17 protein-coding genes are annotated in these 20267 nt (G+C 62.8%); 3 read left to right on the top strand and 14 right to left on the bottom strand.

The window, feature by feature from the left end:
- Positions 1–14 precede the first annotated feature (14 nt).
- Positions 15–1358 carry an MFS transporter gene (locus tag EEB13_RS13820; RefSeq protein WP_045066516.1) on the top strand — a complete coding sequence of 448 codons (1344 nt, stop codon included), beginning with the start codon at positions 15–17 and terminating at the stop codon, positions 1356–1358.
- 207 nt (positions 1359–1565) lie between these two features.
- Here EEB13_RS13820 and EEB13_RS13815 read toward each other — a convergent pair whose 3' ends face one another.
- Positions 1566–2735 carry a low temperature requirement protein A gene (locus tag EEB13_RS13815; RefSeq protein ID WP_095888105.1) on the bottom strand — a complete coding sequence of 390 codons (1170 nt, stop codon included), beginning with the start codon at positions 2733–2735 and terminating at the stop codon, positions 1566–1568.
- Positions 2736–2905: 170 nt separating this feature from the next.
- Between EEB13_RS13815 and EEB13_RS13810 the strand changes: the two genes are divergently transcribed.
- Positions 2906–5053 carry an acyl-CoA dehydrogenase gene (locus tag EEB13_RS13810; RefSeq protein ID WP_141485468.1) on the top strand — a complete coding sequence of 716 codons (2148 nt, stop codon included), beginning with the start codon at positions 2906–2908 and terminating at the stop codon, positions 5051–5053.
- Positions 5046–5963, top strand: a complete 918-nt coding sequence (locus EEB13_RS13805) for a 3-oxoacyl-ACP reductase (protein WP_141485467.1) — start codon at positions 5046–5048, stop codon at positions 5961–5963. Before EEB13_RS13810 ends, EEB13_RS13805 begins: the two co-directional genes overlap by 8 nt.
- Positions 5964–6014: 51 nt before the next feature.
- Here the strand turns inward: EEB13_RS13805 and EEB13_RS13800 are convergent, their stop codons facing one another.
- Genes EEB13_RS13800 through EEB13_RS13740 form a run of 13 tightly spaced genes read right to left on the bottom strand, consistent with a single transcriptional unit; the run spans position 6015 to position 20164 of the window.
- Complete coding sequence (locus EEB13_RS13800; RefSeq protein ID WP_045066513.1) at positions 6015–7673, bottom strand: AMP-binding protein; 1659 nt, start codon at positions 7671–7673, stop codon at positions 6015–6017.
- Positions 7674–7681: 8 nt separating this feature from the next.
- Complete coding sequence (locus tag EEB13_RS13795; protein WP_095887717.1) at positions 7682–8605, bottom strand: SDR family NAD(P)-dependent oxidoreductase; 924 nt, start codon at positions 8603–8605, stop codon at positions 7682–7684.
- A 58-nt stretch (positions 8606–8663) separates the two neighbouring features.
- On the bottom strand, positions 8664–9734 hold the full coding sequence (locus EEB13_RS13790) for an MDR family NADP-dependent oxidoreductase (protein ID WP_141485466.1): 1071 nt from the start codon (positions 9732–9734) through the stop codon (positions 8664–8666).
- Positions 9731–10852, bottom strand: coding sequence for an acyl-CoA dehydrogenase family protein (locus EEB13_RS13785; RefSeq protein WP_092805798.1), 1122 nt, complete (start codon positions 10850–10852; stop codon positions 9731–9733). Before EEB13_RS13785 ends, EEB13_RS13790 begins: the two co-directional genes overlap by 4 nt.
- 1 nt (position 10853) lies before the next feature.
- On the bottom strand, positions 10854–12062 hold the full coding sequence (locus tag EEB13_RS13780; RefSeq protein ID WP_033235880.1) for an acyl-CoA dehydrogenase family protein: 1209 nt from the start codon (positions 12060–12062) through the stop codon (positions 10854–10856).
- Between the two features lie 24 nt (positions 12063–12086).
- Complete coding sequence (locus EEB13_RS13775; protein WP_141485465.1) at positions 12087–14294, bottom strand: acyl-CoA dehydrogenase; 2208 nt, start codon at positions 14292–14294, stop codon at positions 12087–12089.
- Between the two features lie 35 nt (positions 14295–14329).
- A complete protein-coding gene (locus EEB13_RS13770) occupies positions 14330–15460 on the bottom strand; it encodes a steroid 3-ketoacyl-CoA thiolase (protein ID WP_033235878.1) in 1131 nt (376 codons plus the stop codon).
- Positions 15457–16329 (bottom strand): SDR family NAD(P)-dependent oxidoreductase, encoded by an 873-nt coding sequence (locus EEB13_RS13765; protein WP_141485464.1) that lies wholly within the window; start codon positions 16327–16329, stop codon positions 15457–15459. Before EEB13_RS13765 ends, EEB13_RS13770 begins: the two co-directional genes overlap by 4 nt.
- Position 16330: 1 nt before the next feature.
- Positions 16331–17539, bottom strand: coding sequence for a DegT/DnrJ/EryC1/StrS family aminotransferase (locus tag EEB13_RS13760; protein ID WP_033235876.1), 1209 nt, complete (start codon positions 17537–17539; stop codon positions 16331–16333).
- A gap of 35 nt (positions 17540–17574) precedes the next feature.
- Positions 17575–18756: a lipid-transfer protein gene (locus EEB13_RS13755; RefSeq protein WP_033235875.1), complete on the bottom strand. Its 1182-nt coding sequence runs from the start codon at positions 18754–18756 to the stop codon at positions 17575–17577.
- Positions 18753–19163, bottom strand: a complete 411-nt coding sequence (locus EEB13_RS13750) for a MaoC/PaaZ C-terminal domain-containing protein (protein ID WP_092805790.1) — start codon at positions 19161–19163, stop codon at positions 18753–18755. Before EEB13_RS13750 ends, EEB13_RS13755 begins: the two co-directional genes overlap by 4 nt.
- Positions 19164–19166: 3 nt before the next feature.
- Positions 19167–19613 (bottom strand): Zn-ribbon domain-containing OB-fold protein, encoded by a 447-nt coding sequence (locus EEB13_RS13745; protein ID WP_045066505.1) that lies wholly within the window; start codon positions 19611–19613, stop codon positions 19167–19169.
- The gene (locus EEB13_RS13740; protein ID WP_033235873.1) at positions 19610–20164 is read right to left on the bottom strand and encodes a MaoC family dehydratase N-terminal domain-containing protein; all 555 of its coding nucleotides are present in this window, start codon (positions 20162–20164) and stop codon (positions 19610–19612) included. The genes EEB13_RS13745 and EEB13_RS13740 overlap by 4 nt, the downstream gene beginning before the upstream one ends.
- Between the last annotated feature and the right edge of the window lie 103 nt (positions 20165–20267).

The following is a 20267-nucleotide window of genomic DNA, read 5'->3' as shown; positions in this document are numbered from 1 at the left end:
CCGAAAGGATCCTCATGGGATCACAGACAACCCAGGTCTCCGACCTGGAAGAACCTCCCGTCAGCGACGCCGTTCCCCGCAGTAGTTTCAAGCGCGTACTGACCGGCAGCATGGCTGGTGCCGTTCTCGAGTGGTATGACTTCGCGATCTACGGCATCCTCGCCGCAACCGTACTGGGGCCGCTTTTCTTCCCGGGCGACAGCGGCGTTGCGAAGCTGCTGCTCGCACTCGCCACCCAGGGCCTGGGCTTCGTTGCCCGGCCGCTCGGCGGCATCGTATTCGGGCACCTTGGCGACAAGTACGGCCGCAAGCCGATGCTGGTGACCACCTTCATTCTGCTGGGTACGGCGACTGCCGCGATCGGATTGCTACCCACCTACGAACAGGTGGGCATCTGGGCCACTGTCGGGTTGGTGGTACTGCGCATGATCCAGGGCTTCGCGCTCGGCGGCGAGTTCGGTGCCGCAGTGCTGCTGGTCAGTGAGTACGGCGAACCCAAGCGTCGCGGTTTCTGGGCCTCGTGGCCGCAGGCCGGTGCTCCGATGGGTACGGTTCTGGCCACTGTCGTGGTCTCGATTCTCGTATTCGCAGTCCCGGACGAGGCGTTCGACCAGTGGGGTTGGCGCATCGCCTTCCTGTTCGCGATCCCGCTGCTCGCCATCGGCTTCTGGGTGCGCCGCGGCGTCGAGGAATCGCCTGTGTTCAAGGCCGCACAGGAGCAAGCCGCACAGGCTCCGCAGGAAGAACGCTCGAGCATTGTCGAAGCCTTGTCGCGACCGAGTGTGGTGCTCATCGGTCTCGGTATGCGCATCGGTGAAAACATCGCTTTCTACATCTACACGATCTTCGTTATCGCTTACGCCACCACATATTTCGACTTTGCGCGCGGCGATGTCATCATGGCCGTTACCTTCGCCTCGGTGTTCCAGTTCGTTGGCATGATCGGTGGCGGAGCGTGGTCCGACCGTGTCGGCCGCCGCATCGCAATGCTCGTGCCCGCTGTCGTCCTCATGATCTGGGCGCCGGTCTTCTTCTGGCTCGTGCAGCTCGAGAGTCTTCCGATGCTGTGGCTCGGTGTGTGCGTCGGCGCACTGTTCCACGGCATGCTCGCCGGCCCGGAAGCAGCCTGGATCACCGAGTTGTTCCCGACCCGCTACCGTTATGCCGGCTCCTCGCTGGTGTTCCAAGGTTCGTCGATCCTCGCCGGTGCGCCCGCCCCGTTCATCGCCATCTGGCTCATCGAGAACCACGGCGTCGGCATGGTCGTGGGTTACCTGGTGATCACGATGTCGATCACTGTGATCGCCCTGTTGGCAAGCCGCGAGACCAAGGGAGTCGACCTCGACAAGGTCGAGTAGTCCCGGCAGCTGAAACTCCGAGGACGTCGAGAACGGCAACGAGGTCATTGGGCGGACCTTCTCCGACTCCCGTGTGGTGTCTGTAGAGACTCGGTTTGCAACGCATCGTCGGAAATCTGGATCTGCGCCTGGGATCTGGATTTTCGACGATGCGAGACTGAACCGACGGCCTTACTCTGGTCGTCATTTCGAGAACACGCCTCGCGATCAGTGCGCGGCAGAGTCCTTCGTTCCCTCGGTGAGAACCAACTCCACTGCCAGCAGTGCCGCGCAGGCCAGACCGGCCACCAATTCCGGGACGGCGGTGAAAGTACCGCCCAGGATCACCGCAATAGCGACGCCGAATGGCACGAGGGTTCGCGTCGACGAATCGTGCAAGCGGATGTGAATGAACCACAGCGCTGCCAAGATGATGGCCACCGGCACCGTGACGGCCGCACCGGTCACCAACGCGCTGCCTTCGGCGTGGCCGGTCCAATAGTCGACGCGGGAAGCCAGGCCGGCACCGATGGCAGCGGCGGACGCAAAGATGAAGTAGTGCCCGAAACCCCAGACGAAGGGCGAGACGTTGTCGCCGCCGAGAGCGTCGCCGGCGTTTCGCTGGAAGTACAGCCACCACAGGCTGAAGACGATCAGGATTCCGCCGACCACGACGTACGCCACTTTGGCCGCCGGATGTTCACCGGACACCGCGTCCTGAATCGCGACGGTGGTGGACAGAATCGTTTCGCCGAGAACGATGATGAAGAACAGTGAGTACCGCTCGGCGATGTGGTGTGGATGCCAGGGCGTCATTCCCGGCTTCTCCGACCACACCGGCACGGCAAATTCGCACAGCACCAGGAACAGGAACGTCGGGACGTAGATCGCGGCCGGTACAAAGTAGAAGCCGATCCACCCGAGTTGAACGAGCACGATACCGAGGGCGTATCTGCGGGCGGTGAGTGCGTGTTCGGGATCGTTCCTCGACACTCGAACCCATTGAATCACCAGGGCTATTCGCATGATGACGTAGCCGAGAATGATCAGCAGAGGATCGTTGTCGAAGAAGCGCGGAATCCCGGCTGCCAGTACCAGCGCGCCCAGAATCTGGAAGATCGTCAGAAGTCGCGCAATGCCGTCGTCGTTGTCGTAGGCGGAGGCAAACCACGTGAAGTTGAGCCACGTCCACCAGATTGCGAAGAACGCCATCGCGAAGTGCCCGACACCTGTGGCCGCGTGCCCTTCACTGATCGCGTGGTGAAGGCCCGTGGCTGCCTGGGCAACTGCCACGACAAAGCACAGGTCCGTCAGCAGTTCGAGTGGTGTGGCTACTCGATGTGCCTCATGCGGATCACGGGGAACCAACGGCCGGATGAATGAATTGATACGACTCACGGTTCGCAGAGTAGCGCTCCGATAGCGGATGCGCTGGACCCACTCAGCGAGATTGTCCACTACAGCCGGGTTTGTCGTGATACGTGTAGAGGGAACAACTCCTGTCTGCGGTAGTCCTGCGGCAGTGACAATCAGCCTGCGGGCTCAGTCGCGTAACGAGGTAGTTCTCCATGTCCATTGCACTTTCCGAAGACCAGCGCGCTCTTGCGCAGTCGGTTCGCAGTTACATCTCGCGAGCGGACCCACTCGCCGAGGCTCGCGAGAGTCTCGACAATCCGACGCACGAATTGCCGTCGGGGTGGTCGACTTTCGCCGAGCTTGGCTGGTTGGGCGTCCACCTGCCGGAGGAATACGGTGGCGCCGGGTTCGGCTTGCCTGAATTGTCCGTGGTGGTAGAAGAATTGGGATCCGCGGTGACTCCCGGGCCGCTGCTTCCGACGGTGTGGGCATCGGCGGTGATTGCCGCGGCAGGAGCTATCGAACAACAGGCCGAACTGCTTCCGGGTCTGATCGACGGAACCGCTGTCGCAGCAGTCGGAATCGCCGCGACGGTCACCCTATCGGGCGTCAGTGTCGAGATTGCCGAACCTGTCGAGGTTCTGTGCGCTGCGATGGCCGACATTCTTCTGGTCGCGATCGGTGAGGACGTTGTTGTACTACGGCGCGAACAGGTACAGATCACCGGAGCTCCGACGCTCGATCCGACGCGCCCGCTCTCTGCGGTGACCACAAACGGTAGCGTCGACGCCGTCGCGGTTCTGCCCGGCGCGAGTGCCAACGCAGTGTCGATCGGACGCACCCTGGCGGCTGCCGAAGCCGCGGGCGTGATCACCGCGGCCACGAACCTGGCTGGCGAATATGCCAAGGCCCGCTTTGCTTTCGGCCGCGCAATCGGCTCCTTCCAGTCGGTAAAGCACATCCTTGCCAACATGCTCGTGGACCGCGAAATGTCGACCGCTGCAGCGTGGGATGCGGCCCAGGCAGCCTCCGACAACAAGGATCAGAGCGCCCTCGCCGCAGCTGTTGCCGTGGTGACCGCCCTCCCCGCCGCCATGCGGGTAGCGCAGAAGTGCATCCAGGTGCACGGCGGAATCGGCTACACGTGGGAGCACGACGCCCACCTGTATCTGCGTCGTGCGGGCGCCCTGAACGCCTCCTTCTCCCCCGTTGTCGCGCGAGCCGATATCGCCGACGCCACCGCCGCCGGGATCCGACGCGAATCGAGCATCGAACTGCCCGCCGAGGCCGACGAGTACCGCACGCAGGCTCGGGCTTTCGTCAAAGAAGCCGTCGCGGCACCTGCTGATCAGCTTCGACGCCTACTCGTCGACTCGGGTTATGCCGTTCCCCATTGGCCGAAGCCGTGGGGCCGCGGCGCGGGCGCCGTTGAGCAGTTGGTTCTGGAGGAGGAACTGTCGGCACTCGAGTTGCCGCAGTACGGAATCGGTGAATGGGTGCTCCTCACCGTTGTCGGACACGGCACCGCGGAGCAACACGAACGCTTTGTCGACGCCAGCCTCATGGGCACCGTGAAATGGTGCCAGCTGTTCAGCGAACCCGGCGCCGGTTCCGACGCAGCAGGCATCACTACCAGGGCGCGGCGCGTCGACGGCGGCTGGATTGCCAACGGCCAGAAGACCTGGACCAGCGGCGGCGTGACCTCCACGCACGGCATGGCAACTGTTCGCACCGACCCGGAGGCACGAAAGCACAAGGGCATCACCATGATGCTGATCGACATGTCTGCGCCAGGAGTGCAGGTACGTCCGATCAAGCAGATCACCGGCGATTCGCATTTCTCCGAGGTTTTCCTCGACGACGTGTTTGTTCCCGATGCCGATGTGCTCGGTGAAGTCAACGGCGGCTGGGGAGTTGCGCGATCCGCACTCGGAAACGAGCGTGTCACCATAGGCCGGGAACGACTCGGTCTTGGCGTCACCTACAGCATCCACGATCTGTTCACCGTGGTGCGCGAACAGAACTCGGGCATGGATGACACGGTGGCCGACCTGGTTGCCGAGGATCTGGCGCTGCGGGCATTGACCACCCGAATCGCGGAACTCGCGGTGCTCGGCGCAGGACCGGGCCCCGAGGGCGCGGTCCTGAAACTCGTCGGCAGCGAACACGGTCAGCGACTCGCCGACGCCGGACTGCTGCTCTCCGGCTTCCTGCCCGCAGGCAGCGAACTGAAAAGGCCTGTCCATCATAGTTTTCTGGAAGTGCGCTTCCAGACCATCGCCGGTGGTACGTCGGAAATCCTCCGCAACCAGATCGGCGAACTCATTCTCGGACTACCCAGGGAGCCAGCTCTTGCCTAACTCAGTTGATACCTCGCTTACCGGCCGCACCGCTGTCGTCACCGGCGCCGGAGCCGGCTTGGGCCGCACCGAAGCACTCGCATTGGCCGCTCGCGGTGCCAGTGTCGTGGTCAACGACATCGGTTCCGCTGCAGACGATGTCGTGCGCGAAATCGAAGCTCTCGGATCCCGGGCTATTGCGGTGACCGGCGACGTCAGCGACTGGTCGCTGGGAGATCGCCTGGTGGAAGCCGCGGTCGATACCTTCGGCAGCTTGGACATCGTGGTCAACAATGCCGGAATCACCCGCGACGCGATGCTCTTCAACATGACCGAGAAGCAGTGGGACGACGTCATCGCGATTCACCTCAAAGGCCATGCGGCGCTCTCCCGCTCGGCTGCGGTGCATTGGCGCGCCGCGGGCAAGGCTGCTGGTGGCCCGGTGTACGGACGCGTCATCAACACGGCGTCCGAAGCGTTTCTGCTCGGCGGTGCTGGTCAAGCCAATTACGCTGCCGCCAAAGCGGGCATCGTTGCACTGACGCTGTCCACCTCACGTGGACTGGCGAAGTACGGCGTCACCGCCAACGCGATCTGCCCACGTGCCCGCACCGAGATGACGGCAGGCGTCTTTGCCGACGGTGAACCGGATACGGGACTCGACATCATGGCACCCGAACGTGTTGCTACCTTCGTCTCTTTCCTGGCAACTCCGGCAGCACAGACGATCAACGGCCAGGTGTTTGTCGTCTACGGCGACATGGTGGCGTTGATGGCCCCGCCCACCGTGCAACAGAAGTTTGTTGCCGCGGACGGGGTCTTCACAGTAGAAGAGTTCGCAGATCAGCTGGTGCCCTATGTCGCTGAACTACCTGCGGGACAAACCTATTCCGCGAGCAGCATCATCGAACTGGATACAACTGGCACCTAACCACTGTGCGCCTTTGTCAACCGCCCGCGGTTAACAAAGGCGCACAGCACGCTAGCTCGGCAACATCGCCAATCGGCCGTGTGCGCGAAATTCCGCTTCTATGGCGTCTCGGCCACCGTCGTCGAGTAAGACGTACTCACGCGTTCGTCCCACCCTGGTGTACACGGAATCGTCTGTGGCCCAAGCTGCGCGCCGTAGCGGCGTTTTGTTGACCTTGTTGCTTCCGGTCAGGGGCAACCGATCGATGACCCGAACGAATCGTGGCCACCACTTTGCGCCCATGTCCGGCTGCTCGTCGAGGAAATCACCGAAGCTCTTGGGGTCGAAGCTCACGCCGTCTTCCATCTCGACCACAACCATGACCTGGTCACCGGTCCGCGGGTCCGGAACGGCGAAGATCGGAGCGGCAGCCACTCCCGGAACCCGTTGCAAGACACGCTCAACCGGCGCGGCAGAGAAGTTCTCGCTGTCCACGCGCAACCAGTCGGAGGACCGTCCGGCAAAATAGAAGTAGCCGTCGCTGTCACGGTAGGCCAGGTCGCCGGACCAGAAATCGGCGCCCTTGACTCGATCCGCCATCGCCCCGGGGTTCTTGTAGTACCCCTCGAACGTGTGAGCCAGGCCGATTGCCACCATCTCACCGATCGCCTCGGCGTTGACCAGACGACCGTCGCTGTCGAATTCCGCAGGCGGGCATTCGATACCTGTCGCTTCGTCGAGAACCCGGATGTCGAGACCGTTCTGCGGAATACCCAGAGAGTCCCGGGGCGTCTGCGGTGTGCGCCCGATCCGGAACACCCCTTCGCTGAGCCCGTAGCCCTCCATCACGGTGCATCCGTACCGCTCGGAGAATCGTCGGACGTCGGTTTCCGACGCCTCGGTGCCGAAGGCCAACTCCAGGGTGCTCTGCGCATCCCGGGGATCCTCGGGGCTGCTCAACGTGTACGACAGTGCCCGGCCGACATAGTTGACGTACGTGACGCCGTAGCGGTGGATATCCGGACCGAACTTGCTGGCCGAGAACTTCCTTGTCATGGCAACCGTCGCGCCGACGCACATCGCCGGCGCCAGGTTCAACATCACCGCGTTGCCGTGGAAGAGCGGCATGCACAGGTAGGTCACGGAATCGCGGCGCAGCGATACCCGATCGACCATGGCAGCTGTCAAGCGTGCCAGCCGTCCCTGTCCGACGATCACGGCCTTCGGTGCACCCGTCGAACCGGAACTGAAGAGCAGCAACGCTTTTTCTTCCGGTGTCGGCACAGTCTCGGGTAGTGCTGCTCCGCGGAACGGCGCCAGGAAGTCGGCGTACTCGGGGCTGTCGATGTTCAGGATGCGCTCGGGTGGCAGACCGTGGCCCGTGCCGTCGACGAGATGCGCCAAGGCGTTCTCGGTGATGACGACGTCCACGTCTCCGTGGCTGATGTCATGTGCCAGCTCCGCGCCACTGCGACTGGCGTTGATACCGACAACGGCCGCGCCGGCCAAAGGTCCGGCGCCCAGCCAGAATACGAAGTCCGGAACATTCTCGAGCAGGATGCCCACGTGGATCTGACGGTCGCCTGGTTGCGGCACCAACGACGTCAATGCCGCTGCACGATCGGCACTTTCCTGCACCACCTCACGCCACGACCACGAAGTGTCCTCGTATCGAAGTCCAACTTTGTCGTCCTCGGCGCGGCTTCGAATGATTTCTGCGTACGTATCCACGTCGCTCCTTACTTCAGTAGTTCAGCCGGCACCGGGGCGGGCGGGTTGAAGGTGAGATAGTCCCCGGGGAAGCCGTCCTCGTCGAGGTCGTCGGGCTGCCAGCCGGCGAGCAGACCACTGCCGTCGAGCGCATGTACGGAACGACCGAACTCTTTGAGCAGGGGCAGACTGTATGCGACGCGGCCGGTTACCTCGGACGGTTCAGCAGTGCAGAGCAGGAGTGCCGCTTCGGCCATCGTGTCCTCGGGTTCGGACGGCCATCCCGGAACCGCTGCGGCAGCGTGCTCGGTTGCGACGCCACGGTTGGGCGCAAGCGAATTCACCGCAATGTTGTCGCTGTACAGCTCCATCGCGGATCCCGTGCTGATCCGGTCCATCATCGCCTTCGTTCCGCCGTACAGCACTGATCCGGCCAGCGGATGCGGCGCAAAAGGCGGCCCGACGCGTGGCCCGGCCTGCCGGGACGAGATGTTGACGATCCACCCCGCGCCGTTCGCGCGCATGCTCGGGATGACCGCCTTCATCAGGTCCCAGGTGTTCCACACGTTCGTTTCGACGGAGTCGTAGAACCACTCTCGCGGCATGTCCGCAAACAGTGTCTCGTAGCGCCGCGACGCAGCCACGTTGTTGACGAGGATGCTCACCGGTCGTCCGAAGCTGTCCTCGATCCGCGCGATCAGTGCGGCGCGATCGAGTTCAGGAGTCCCCAGATCGACGGCAAAGCTTTTCGCGGTTCCTCCTGCCGCATTGATCAATCCGACGGTTTCCTCGAGCGAGCCTTGCAGGCTTCCGTCGCCCGCCCGCAATGTGCGCGATACTGCCGCGACGGGTATTCCCTCTGCTGCAATGCGTCTCGCAATCGCCCGGCCGATTCCCCGGCTGGCTCCCGTGACGACCGCGAGGCCTGTGAATGTGGTGCTGTCATTCGTCATGCGTTACACCTTCCATTTCCCCGACCACCGTGTCGGGCTGGTTTCCTTGACGCGTCCACTACCGCAGAATTTGTGGCAGAGGACCAAGTTGTACAAGCTGACGGCCTCGGTTCCGGCCGGTCAGTACGTTTTCCAACGCCTGCGGGGCATTCTCCAACCCGTCTACGACGTCCTCGCGATAACGCAACCGCCTTGCGTCGAGTTGTTCGATTGCCCACTCGCGGTAGCGCGGATAATGCTCGTAATGGTCGTACACCACAAAGCCTTGAATTTTCAGTCGCTTGCGAAGAACCGGGCGCAGTGGTGGCCCGAAGTCGGCTTCGGCGCCGTTGTACTCACTTGCCATGCCGCACACCACAACCTGACCGAAGTCGTTGAGCTGCTCGAACACCGCGGCCAGCGTCTCACCGCCGACATTGTCGAAATACAGGTCGACGCCATCCGGGCAGGTCCTCGCCAGTCCCGCAGCGATCGTCTCGTCGGTCCGATCGATGCAGTCTGCAAAACCGAGTTCGTTCACGACGTAGGCGACCTTGTCACCACTTGCGATGCCCACGACGCGGGCGCCGGCCAGCGTAGCCAATTGTCCGGCCACCATCCCGACGGCGCCACCCGCAGCCGAGATGACCACCGTCATACCGGCTTCGAGCGTCGACGCGAAGTGCAGTCCGCAGTACGCCACAAATCCCGGCCTACCGAGTACTCCCAGTTCCGCTTCCAGTCGAAATCCCTGACGTGGCTCCAACAAGTCCAGGTGCTCGCCTCGGACCGTGTGAAAGACCTGCCACGTATTTCCGCCACGAACCAGGTCTCCTGGCACAAAATCCGGGTGGCGTGACGTGACAACCTCACCAACCAACGCACCGTCGAGGCCTGCCTGCGGAGGGCTCACCCCTGCCAGCACGATGTCGCCGATCCCGGCCACCGCGCCGAGCGGTCCTGGGCGTCCGTCAGCGGACGGTAGGCGCCGCCTGGCGCTGGGATCGATCGCCAGATAGCAAGCCCGGAACAACACCTCACCGTCTTGCGGCTGCTGAATGGAAGCCATCTCGACCGAAAAGTCTTCCGCCTGTGGAAGACCCTGGGGTGCGCGCAGCACGCGCACCGCCAGGTTCTCCCCCGTGGTCATACAGGTGCGCCGATCGAAGCACCCTTCTCCAGAACATTGCCCAGTTCCATGCCGATCGCGCCTGCGCTCCCGAGCGAGAAGGCGATCTGACGCCCCCACAGGAAGTAGCGATGGATCGGGTAGTCGACATCAGCGCCGATACCGCCGTGCAGATGCTGCGTTGCGTGAACAACTCGGAGTCCACCGCGCGATGCCCACCACTTGGCTACCAGTGCAGCAGCTTCCGCTTCACTCTCCACTCCGGTGTCCATCAGCCAGGCCGCGCGTTGCGCGGTCAGTCGGATGCTCTCGGTATCGAGATACGCGTCGGCGGCCCGGACGGACACAGCCTGGTTGGTGGAGATGGGTCGACCGAACTGGATACGCTCCGAGGTGTACTTTGCTGCCATGGCCAGCGCCTCTTCGCACACCCCAACAGCCAAGGCTGCCAGAGCAACCCGTGCTCGGCGCAGCGTCCATTCGTAAGTGGCAGTGCCGTCGCCAGGCAGAACGTCAGCGGCGCTGACGGTGGCCCCGTCGAACTGCACAGTGCTGTTACTTTCACGGTTTGTCACGTTCAACGTGGTGCGCGAAAGACGATCGGTGCGCACGATCATCACGCTGGTTCCGCCGTCGGGCATCGCCACCGGAACAACCACAGCGTCGGCAACGTCAGCAGCGGACACCGAATCGACGGTTCCGCGCAGCGTCCATCCGTCACCCGTTGCCTCTGCCCGCACCCGCAGGTTGGCACCGTGTCCGATGTCGAACGCGCCGGTGACAATCACGGAACCGTCGAGCAGTCCTGGAAGCCACGATGCTTTCTGCTCTTCGCTGCCGAACTCTGCGATCGGCAGCGCCGCCGTTGCGACGACCGACCACAGCGGTACCTGCGCAACGCGTCGACCCTGCTGCTCGAGAACTGCAGCGAGCCCAAGCATTCCGAGCCCCGCGCCGCCCACCTCTTCGGGCAGGGCGATTCCCAGAACGTCGGAATCGGCCAGCACCTTCCACAGGTCGGCGTCGAAGCCGCCTGCACTCTCCACCGTACGTAGTCGGTCGACTCCGGACTTCGCAGCAAAGATCGATTCACTCAGATCCCGCACCGCGGACAGATTGTCGTCGAATTCGAATTCCATGTCAGCTCTTTTCGTTCGGTGTTGCAGCCGGGCGACGACGCGCAGCAAGCGTCATACCCAGGCACTTGGCCGCGACAATTTCACGCATGACTTCGTTGGTGCCACCGCCGAAGGTGTTGTTCTGAGCGCGTCGGCCGAGGTTCTCGACGCGGCCTTCGAGCACTGCACCCGGAGTTCCCGGACGCAGCAATCCCTTGGCTCCCAGCACTTCCTGCAGCATTCCGTACGTAGTCACGACGGCTTCGGTGCCGAAGATCTTGGCGGCAGCAGAATCACCACCGCCCAAGGTGTTTGCGGCAACGTCGGCAACGAGTCGCAAGTTCATCAGATCGGCTGCACTGAGCAGCGCGTAGACCTCTGCCAGCTTTTCCCGGACCCATGGGATGTCGTAGACGTGGCCGTCACCGGCCGGTTCCGTCTTCGCCCACTCGACCACCTCGGCAAAAAGCTCGTTGGCGATACCACCGCGGGCGGCCAAGGCAACCCGCTCGTGGTTGAGCTGGTTGGTGATGAGCTTCCAACCCTGATTGAGTTCACCGACAACGTTGGTGAGCGGTACCCGCACATCTTCGTAATAGGTTGCCGAGGTGCTGATTCCGCCAACGGTGTGGATTTCCGTAACGGAGAATCCGGGAGCGCTTGTCGGTACCAGTACCACCGAAATGCCCTGATGTGTCGGGGCATCCGGATCGGTGCGCACGGCCAGCCACACCCAGTCGGCAAAGACGCCGGCGCTGGTGAAGATCTTGTTGCCGTTGATGACAAGCTCGTCACCCTCGATGCGAGCTCGCGTTTCGAGAGCAGCGAGGTCGGTACCGGCGTTGGGCTCGGTGTAGCCGATGGCAAAGATCAACTCGCCGGCCAGGATCGGGCGCAGGAAGAAGTCCTTCTGCGCCTGGGTTCCATGCTTGATCAACGCGGGGCCAACCGTGTTCAGCGTGACAAGCGACAGCGGTGCATTGGCGCGAATCACCTCGTCGTAGAACACGTACAGAGCTTCGGGGTTCTCCCCGCGGCCACCGAATTCTTCCGGCCACCCCAAGCCCAACCAGCCGTCCTTGCCCATCTGGCGCAGGATGCGATCGAAGACGGGTCCGCCTTCGGTCTGATCGACCAACGCGCGGCGATCCTCGTCGTTGATGATTTCGGCGAAGTACGCGCGCAATTCCTTGCGCAGAGTCTTCGACTCCTCTGACAAATCCAGGTACATGAGTAAGACTCCTCGAGAATATGGCTAGGAGCGCGGCAGGCCGAGAACGCGCTGCGCGATGACATTGAGTTGAATTTCGACGGTTCCGCCGCCGAAGAGAATCGATGGCAAACCGATGTGATCGATGCCGTAGTTGGCACGGGGATCGACCACTGCCGCACGTGGTCCCAGCAAACGGAGCAGATCTCGCGAACCCTCACGTTGGGCCAGTGCGTTGTATACCTTGGAGACGCTGATCTCGGCGCCGGGTTCTTGACCGGCCAGTCGGGCCGAAACGCCGCGCAGGTTCATGGCGGATAGTGCCAGTTCGCGAGAAATACTGCGCCCCAGACCTTCCACTGCATCCTCGCGCGAGCAGTCGTGACTACCGTCGGCGATAACCTGACGGAACTGCTCACTCGAACCGTGATGCAGACGCGAACCCATGCTCAGACGTTCGTTGGACAGTGTGGTCGCTGCAAGCTTCCAGCCCTGTCCCGGTTCGGCAACCAGGCACTCGTCCGGGACGAACACGTCGTCCAGGAACACCTCGTTGAACTCCGACTTGCCGGTGGACTGCTTGAGCGGCCGGACGTCGATGCCCGCCGACGTCATGTCGACCAAGAAGTACGACAGCCCACGATGTTTCGGAGCATCCGCGTCGGTGCGGGCGAGGCAGACGCCCCAGTCCGCTTCGTGCGCACCCGAGTTCCAGACCTTCTGCCCCGAGATGACCCAGCCGCCGTCCACCTTGCGCGCCTTGGTGCTCAATCCGGCCAGGTCGGAGCCTGCTCCCGGCTCGCTGAAGAGTTGGCACCAGATGATGTCTGCGCGCAGAGTCGGGTCGACGAACCTGTCCTGCTGCTCGGCATTGCCGTGTTCGAGAATCGTCGGCAGCACCCATTCGCCGATCACTGTGGACGGTTGCGCCCATCCACGCGTGGCGAACTCGTGAGCGATCACTGCCTGTTCCTGGGGACCTGCCCCCAAACCGTAGGGTTCGCGGTAATGCGGGGCAACCAGTTTGGCCTCGGCAAAACGAGCACGCCTGGCGCTTCCCTTGGCCGGAGCCCAACTCGCGTCGGTGGTTCCGTCGTCTGGCAGCAGTTCCACGTCGGCAAACACCCGACGTACTTCAGCCCGCAAGTCCGGCAACATGTCGGGATCGACAAACGAGAAGTCACGAACCGCGTCAGCCGAGCGCTCACCCAGTGTGTGTGCCCACCTCTCCTCCGCACCGACAACAGCCGCGATGCTGAGCGCGCGACGCCAGTACAGATGCGCGTCGTGCTCCCAGGTGAAGCCGACGCCGCCGAGCAACGTGACACATTCGAGTGCGTTCTCGATCCCGATCGGCAACGCCGCAAGAGCAGCCTGAGCGGAAACGAGCGTCTGCTGGTCCACGTCGTGTTCTTCCGACCGGGCTGCGTCCCAGGCTGCTGCACAGGCAATTTCGGAACGCACGAGCATCATGGCCGCTTTGTGCTGCACGGCCTGGAAGCTGCCTACCGGGCTGCCGAACTGAACCCGAGTCTTGACGTACTCGACTGCTGTGCGCAGCGCCCAACCCGCAAGCCCGCTGGCCTCGGCGGCGTACACGGTATTGACGATCAACTCGACGCGATGCGGCGATAATCCGTCGACAACCTCCGCGGCCGACACCTGATGCTCGGTCAGAGTCAACGTACCGATGGAGCGTGTCAGGTCGATTCCGTCCTCGACCTCCACTACCGCGGTGGCTGCCGGCGTAAGCCGGAACCACAGCGCACCTTCGCTGCTACGAGCCTGTACCAGAACGACATCCGCGCCGGGCAGGCCAAGGGCGGGGTCGGCAGTACCACTGACAGTCCACCCGGCGGCCGAGCGCTCCGCGACCAGAGAACCGCTGCAGACTGCACCGGTGGCACCATTTCCCAACTCGCCCAGCATGGTTGCCGCCGCGCTACCGGAACCGGCCGCAAGGACTCCACCGGTGATGACAGTCGGAACATACGATCCGGGGTAGAGCGTCATTCCCAACTGCTCGACGACCACTGCAAGTTCTGCAAGACCGGCACCGTCCCCGCCGTATTCCTCCGGCAGATGCACCGCATGCAGACCCTGGCTGACCAACGCCTTCCAGGAATCCGGTTGCTCGCCGGCTGCGTAGCGCGTGAAATTGGCTCGGGTATCGGCAACTGCGCTGTTGCGGGCCGCAAACGCGGCTACCGCTTCGGCGAGATCACGGTGGTCTTCGAGCAGGGACAGTGCCATGGTGGGTTCCTCAATCTTCGGTTTCTACTTCGGCGTCAGATACGTTCGAGAATCAGACAGGTGGTTGCGGCCGACGCGCAGATCGCGATGAGGGCGATGGACTTGTCGCGTCGTTCCAATTCGTCGATCGCATTGGCCAGCAGACGAATACCGGTTGCCCCGGCCGGGTGACCGAGCGCAATGGCGCCACCGTTGACGTTCAGCAGGTCGTGGTCGACGCCGTGTGCTTGCGCAAAGGACATGGGCACCGAGGCAAACGCTTCGTTGACCTCGAAAAGATCAATGTCGGCGATCGTCAGGCCCGTGCGTTCCAACACGATGGACGCGGCGTCCACGGGACCGTCGAGCATGAACTCGGTGTCGCCGCCGATGACGCATTGCGCCAGTATCCGGGCCCGCGGCCGCACGCCCAGTGCCGAAGCGCGAGTTGCCGACATCAGCAGAGCAGCACTCGCACCGTCCGAGACCTGCGAAGACGTTCCAGCGGTGTGCAATCCACCCTCTTGAACGGTGCGCAGCTTGGCGAGCCCTTCCAGGCTCGACTCGCGCAGTCCCTGATCACGGTGAACCGGAGTGTCCGACCCTGGAACCACCACGTCGATGATATGCGAGTCGAATCGGCCGGCGTCCCACGCTGCAGCGGCCCGCTGTTGCGAGCGCAGCCCGAAGGCGTCGAGATCCTCGCGGCTGAAACCACGTTTGACGGCAATACGGTCTGCTGCGGTGTACTGATCGACGGTATCGAGTGACCACGACTCGGGCCGCGGCGTTCCGAGACCGGTGCCCACCTTGTAGGTGAGCGGAGCCCGCGACATCAGTTCCACCCCGCAGGCCACACCCACGTCGACGGCTCCGATGGCAATCTGGCCCGCCAGCAACTGCACCGACTGCTGCGCGGTTCCGCACTGAGCGTCGATCGTGGTGCAGCCGGCCTTCAGCGGAAGCCCGGCATGCATCCAGGATGTCCGCACGATATTGCCGAACTGTTCACCGAGCGGCGTGACGCAGCCACCGATGACCTGGTCGACAGCCTTCGGATCCACTCCCACCCGATCCAGCACACCGGACTGCGCATAACCCAACAGTTCCGCCGCGTGAACACCGGACAGCCATCCCTCACGCTTGCCGAACGGTGTTCGTGCTGCGTCCACGATGACGGGCTTCATGCCAACTCCTCGGTTCGTAATGCTGTCAAGTCCGGTAGTGCTGTTGTGTCCGGTAATGCAGTTCCGTCCAGACCGCGCACGGTCAACGCCCACTCGTCGATCAGGTCCAAGCTGACGCACGAACGCGCGGTGAACTCGGTGTCGCAATCACACAGCGCCGTGACCGCTTCCACCATTTGTTCCATAGATTCGACCTGATCCGGCCGAATAGTCTCACCGACCAGGACTCTTGCGCCCTCACTGAGCACCGCTGCCCGCGGTTCGATCGTGTTGACGCGCACGCCCTCGCCGTAGAGTTCGACACCCATTCCGTTGCTGATGCGGTTCAGCGCGGACTTGGAGGCGCCGTACACAGTCATCGCGGTTCCCGGTTCGATCAAGGAGAACGGCGGACCTTGCCACTGTTTCGTGGTTCCACTGGACACATTGACGATCCAGCCGTATCCGTTTGCCACCATGCCGGGTATCACGGCTTGCATCAGGTCGAGTGGCGCGTGGACGTTTGCCTCGAAGACCACACGCCGCCGACGGAGCGGGTACTCGGACAGCGGCGCGTATATCGCTGCTGCCGCGTTGTTCACCAAGATGTCGATAGTCCCGCCGAGCTTCTCGATTGCCTGAGCCACGACGGTGTCGCGCTGCTGCTCGTCGGTCAGATCCGCGACCACTATCTCGACCTTGGTTCCGTACTTCGCAATTCGAGCGGCAGTCTCCTCGAGACTGCCAGGCAGGGTCGCATGGGCACCGAGCGTCCGAGCCACGAGGGCCACGTCGGCACCCTCCGCTGCCAGTCTTTCTGCGACGCCCGCACCGATTCCACGACTGGAACCGGTGACAAGCGCCCGGCGGCCGTCAAAGCGCCTCGCCATGCTATTTGAACTTCGAGGCGAAGCGATTGATGCTCTCCGCAATCCGGGCAACTTCGTCGTCACGCAGGCCGTGACTCATGCCGAGCGTCATTCCTCGGGCAAAGACCGCGTCGGCTTCCGGCAATCCTTCGGCCGGCTGACGGAACTCGATGTTGTTCATCATCGGGTGACGAGTGACGTTGCCGCTCCACACAGTTCGGGTGTCGATGCCGTCGGCCTCGATGGCTTCCTGCAGGTCGCTACGCGTGAATGGTGCGTTCTCGTTGATCATCACGGGGTAGCACAGCCACGCCGTATCGAGACCGTCGAGTTCTACCGGCGTCGTGAAGAATTCGGGGTGAGCACCGTACGCCGCCGTGAAAGCAGCAAACGTGGCCTTACGCGTCTTGTAGTTCTCTTCCAGCTTGTCGAGCTGCACGACGCCATAGGCTGCGCCGAGCTCGGAGGGCTCGAAGTTCCACGACATGAGCTCGAAGATGAAGTCGTTGTCGTAGTCGACGCCGTCGAGTGTTTCACGGAAGACTCGGCCGGACTTGGTGCTGCCGAACAGGTTCGGCTCGCTACGACGGCCCCAGCGGCGAAGCAGCAGAGCCTTGTCGCGGCTGGCTTCGTCGTCGACACACACCATTCCACCGGTTCCCGCGCACGTGATGATGTGTGCCATGGAGAAGCTGGTGACAACGATGTCTGCCCGGGAGCCGGTCGGAGTGCCGCGGAGCGTGGCTCCGATCGCATCACACGAATCTTCGATCACCTTGAGCCCGTGGCGATCTGCGATATCGCGAATGACGTCCCAGTCCGGGCAGTTGCCGGCCAGGTTCGGCATCAGGATGGCACCGGTCTTCTCGGTGACCATGGCCTCGATCTTGGTGACGTCGACGTTGAACGTGTTGGGTTCAACGTCCACGAACACCGGCACCAGGCCGGCACGCACGATCGGTGCGATGTCGGTGGAGAACGTCAACGGCGATGTGATGACCTCGCTACCGGCGGGGAGTCCGAGCAGCTCGACTGCCAGGTACAGACCCGAGGATCCCGAGTTGCACATGACGCCGAACTTCTTGCCCGCCAAGGCCGCGATGCGTTCTTCCATCTCGAAGACGTTCTTGCCGATGCGCAGGCCCTGGTGCCCGCTGCGCAGTACGTCGACAACCGCCTGTATTTCTTCCTCGCCGTGGGTGGCCCTGGCGTAGGTGATCCGCTCGCTCATCTTTGTTCCTGCTTTCTCGAATATGTGCGGCAGATTCAGCGATCTGCCGAGAGGACGAGCGCACTGTGCGGGACGGGAGAACCGCCGGTCACGAGCACGTTGTCCAGAGTTTTGGTGGGTTGGTTGGTGGAGGTTCCCCGGATCAGCCGAACACCTTCGGCAATTCCGTTGACGCCGTGGATGTATCCCTCACCGAGTTGACCGCCGTGTGTGTTGATCGGCAGACGGCCGTTCAGTTCCAGATTGCCGTCGGCAATGAAGTCCTTGGCCTCGCCGCGTCCACAGAAGCCGTACTCCTCGAGCTGCAGCAGCACCATCGGAGTGAAAGCGTCGTAGAGAATCGCGGCGTCGATGTCGTCCGGGCCGATACCCGCCTGGTTCCACAACTGACGAGCGACCAGTTCGACCTCCGGCATGCTGTCGATGTCGTCACGGTAGTAGCTGCTCATCGAAATCTGTTGTGGACCAACACCTTGTGCTGCTCCGGTGATGATGGCCGGCTTGTGCGGCAGATCCCGTGCGCGCTCGGCACTCACGATGACCAACGCCTGCCCGCCGTCGCTCTCCTGGCAGCAGTCCAGCAGACGGATCGGATCGGCGATCATGCGCGAGTTCTGATGATCCTCGATCGTGATCGGCCGCTCGTAGAACCAGGCTTTGGGGTTGTTGGCAGCGTGCTTGCGTGAGAGGACCGAGATCTGCCCGAAATCCGCACTGGTTGCACCGTACTTGTGCATGTAGAGCTTGGCCAGGAACGCTTCCTGCTGAGCGGGAGTGAGTAATCCGTACGGGTTGATCCAGTTCCGGTATTCCTGGTCGGTGGTCTGGTTGTACGCAAAGGCGGGCGGACCGGCCCCGAAGCGATGCCCGGAACGCTCGTTCATGGCGCGGTAGACGACCACGACGTCGGCAACACCGCTCGAAACGGCCAGTGCGGCCTGCTGAACGGGCGCACACGCGCCGCCACCGCCGTGCGGGATCCGGCTGAAGAAGCTCAGTTCCGGGATACCGAGGGCGCGCGCGACGGCGATCTCGGGGTTGTTCTCCATGGTGAACAGCGAAAATCCGTTCACCTCTTCTGCCTCGATCTGAGCGTCGTCGAGCGCGGCGATCACCGATTCGCACGCCAACTGCCATTCGCTGCGCCCGGAATTCTTGGAGAACTCCGTCGCTCCGATGCCGGCGATTGCCGCTGCTCCGGAAAATCCTCGACTCATGCCGACACTCCTTCTACCGGTGCCACGGTCACCTTGGCACTGACGTGTGTTCCTCGTTCGTTGCGTCCGACCACGGCGATCGTGACGGCCGAGCCGTCCTTCTCCACTACCTCGCCCGTGAAGGTCATCGTGTCACCGGGAAAGTTCGGAACTCCCAGCCGCAGTGAAGTTTTGACGATCCGAGAATTCGGTCCGGACCAATCGGTGATGTACCGGTCGATGAACCCGTTCGTGGAGTTGATGCTCATGAAAATGTCCGGGGTGCCACGTTCCTGGGCCTTGCCAGGATCGTGGTGCACGTCCTCGAAATCCTGCGACGAGATGGCCGCCGCGACAATGAGCGTCCGGTCCAGCGGCAGTTCGAGTGTGGGAAGGTTCGAGCCCACATCACACTGGGGAAAGGTCATCTCTCAGGCCTCCCCGCGGCGCCGAAGCTGCGGCAGGATCTCACCGTGAGCGTGCTCGGAGAAGCCGACTTCGAGTTCCATGCCGAATGCCAAGTCGTCGTGGTCGATTCCGGCGATGTCGGCAACCAGACGGGTCCCTTCTTCCAGGTCGACCAAGCCGACGGCAAGCGGGTACTCGAAGGCGGGATCCTTGGGGTGGTGAATCACCGTGAAACTGTGCAGTGTGCAGCGACGCGTGGATTCGACTGTGTCCCAACTGAACGAACGGCACGACGGGCAGGCGGGCGCAGGTGGGTGGCGAAGCGTCTTGCAGTCGGCACAACGCTGAATCTCGAGACGGCCTTCCTTGGCTGCCTCGAAGAAGAAGTCGTTGTCTCCGGTGACGGTCAGCCCCGGCACCGAGGTCCGGGGAACAGGTACTGCGTTTGTCGATGTTTCGGCCGCGCTCATGCGGGCACCTCCTGCGTGTCGGGGTTGAACCTCAAGATCCGAAATCGCTCTTCCACCAAGGTCTTGCCGTTGCCGTCTACGTAGTTCTTGAACAACGTGATGAAACAGCCGTGCCCGAGGCCGGTCTGCTTGAAAGGCGATATGGACTCGATCGTGAAGTGAGCGGTGACGTGGTCGCCCGGATTCAGTTCCGCGAAGTACTCCTGCTCCACATTGGTGGCGACAACCGAGGTGTAGCCGGCTTCGTCGAGCAGTGCGAGTAGGCGTGAGTAGGAAAAGTCCTCGGTGACGCCGTCGGCGCGGAGCTGCTGAACCTCGCGATAGCGCCGGTACCCGGACATCACCCAGGTCGAGATCATCGCGGGCGGGCAGACGACGTCGCGCCTACCGGTCGCCCTGGCCGCGTCGGCGTCCACGTAGACCGGGTTGTTGTCCTCGTGTGCTTCCACCCAGTTGCGAATCATCGCCTCGTTGACGGCGTAACGCGCAACTCGTGGCGGTTCGGCCTCCGTCCCGATGAATTGCGGGAACTGTGCCTCCAAGCTCTGCACTGAAACCTCCAGTAGGGTTAGAGTTGATCAAGCGCTTGATCCTGAAGTTAGCATAGGAGCCGGAAAGTTGAAATACGGCGCCGGATCACACCTGATCGGGTTC

Origin of the sequence: Rhodococcus sp. WS3, assembly GCF_003797085.1 — a bacterium.
GTDB lineage: Bacteria > Actinomycetota > Actinomycetes > Mycobacteriales > Mycobacteriaceae > Rhodococcus_F > Rhodococcus_F globerula.
The sequence above is the reverse complement of the archived record's forward strand: the minus strand, read 5'-3'. Positions and strand labels throughout refer to the sequence as shown.

Bases quoted from the DNA above. Each gene is read 5' to 3' on its own strand.
- EEB13_RS13765 (WP_141485464.1), bottom strand. From the start codon at position 16,329: ATGGCGAGGCGCTTTGACGGCCGCCGGGCGCTTGTCACCGGTTCCAGT.
- EEB13_RS13820 (WP_045066516.1), top strand. From the start codon at position 15: ATGGGATCACAGACAACCCAGGTCTCCGACCTGGAAGAACCTCCCGTC.
- EEB13_RS13745 (WP_045066505.1), bottom strand. From the start codon at position 19,613: ATGAGCGCGGCCGAAACATCGACAAACGCAGTACCTGTTCCCCGGACC.
- EEB13_RS13755 (WP_033235875.1), bottom strand. From the start codon at position 18,756: ATGAGTCGAGGATTTTCCGGAGCAGCGGCAATCGCCGGCATCGGAGCG.
- EEB13_RS13780 (WP_033235880.1), bottom strand. From the start codon at position 12,062: ATGTACCTGGATTTGTCAGAGGAGTCGAAGACTCTGCGCAAGGAATTG.
- EEB13_RS13810 (WP_141485468.1), top strand. From the start codon at position 2,906: ATGTCCATTGCACTTTCCGAAGACCAGCGCGCTCTTGCGCAGTCGGTT.
- EEB13_RS13760 (WP_033235876.1), bottom strand. From the start codon at position 17,539: ATGAGCGAGCGGATCACCTACGCCAGGGCCACCCACGGCGAGGAAGAA.
- EEB13_RS13770 (WP_033235878.1), bottom strand. From the start codon at position 15,460: ATGAAGCCCGTCATCGTGGACGCAGCACGAACACCGTTCGGCAAGCGT.
- EEB13_RS13785 (WP_092805798.1), bottom strand. From the start codon at position 10,852: ATGGAATTCGAATTCGACGACAATCTGTCCGCGGTGCGGGATCTGAGT.
- EEB13_RS13790 (WP_141485466.1), bottom strand. From the start codon at position 9,734: ATGACCACGGGGGAGAACCTGGCGGTGCGCGTGCTGCGCGCACCCCAG.
- EEB13_RS13775 (WP_141485465.1), bottom strand. From the start codon at position 14,294: ATGGCACTGTCCCTGCTCGAAGACCACCGTGATCTCGCCGAAGCGGTA.
- EEB13_RS13795 (WP_095887717.1), bottom strand. From the start codon at position 8,605: ATGACGAATGACAGCACCACATTCACAGGCCTCGCGGTCGTCACGGGA.
- EEB13_RS13750 (WP_092805790.1), bottom strand. From the start codon at position 19,163: ATGACCTTTCCCCAGTGTGATGTGGGCTCGAACCTTCCCACACTCGAA.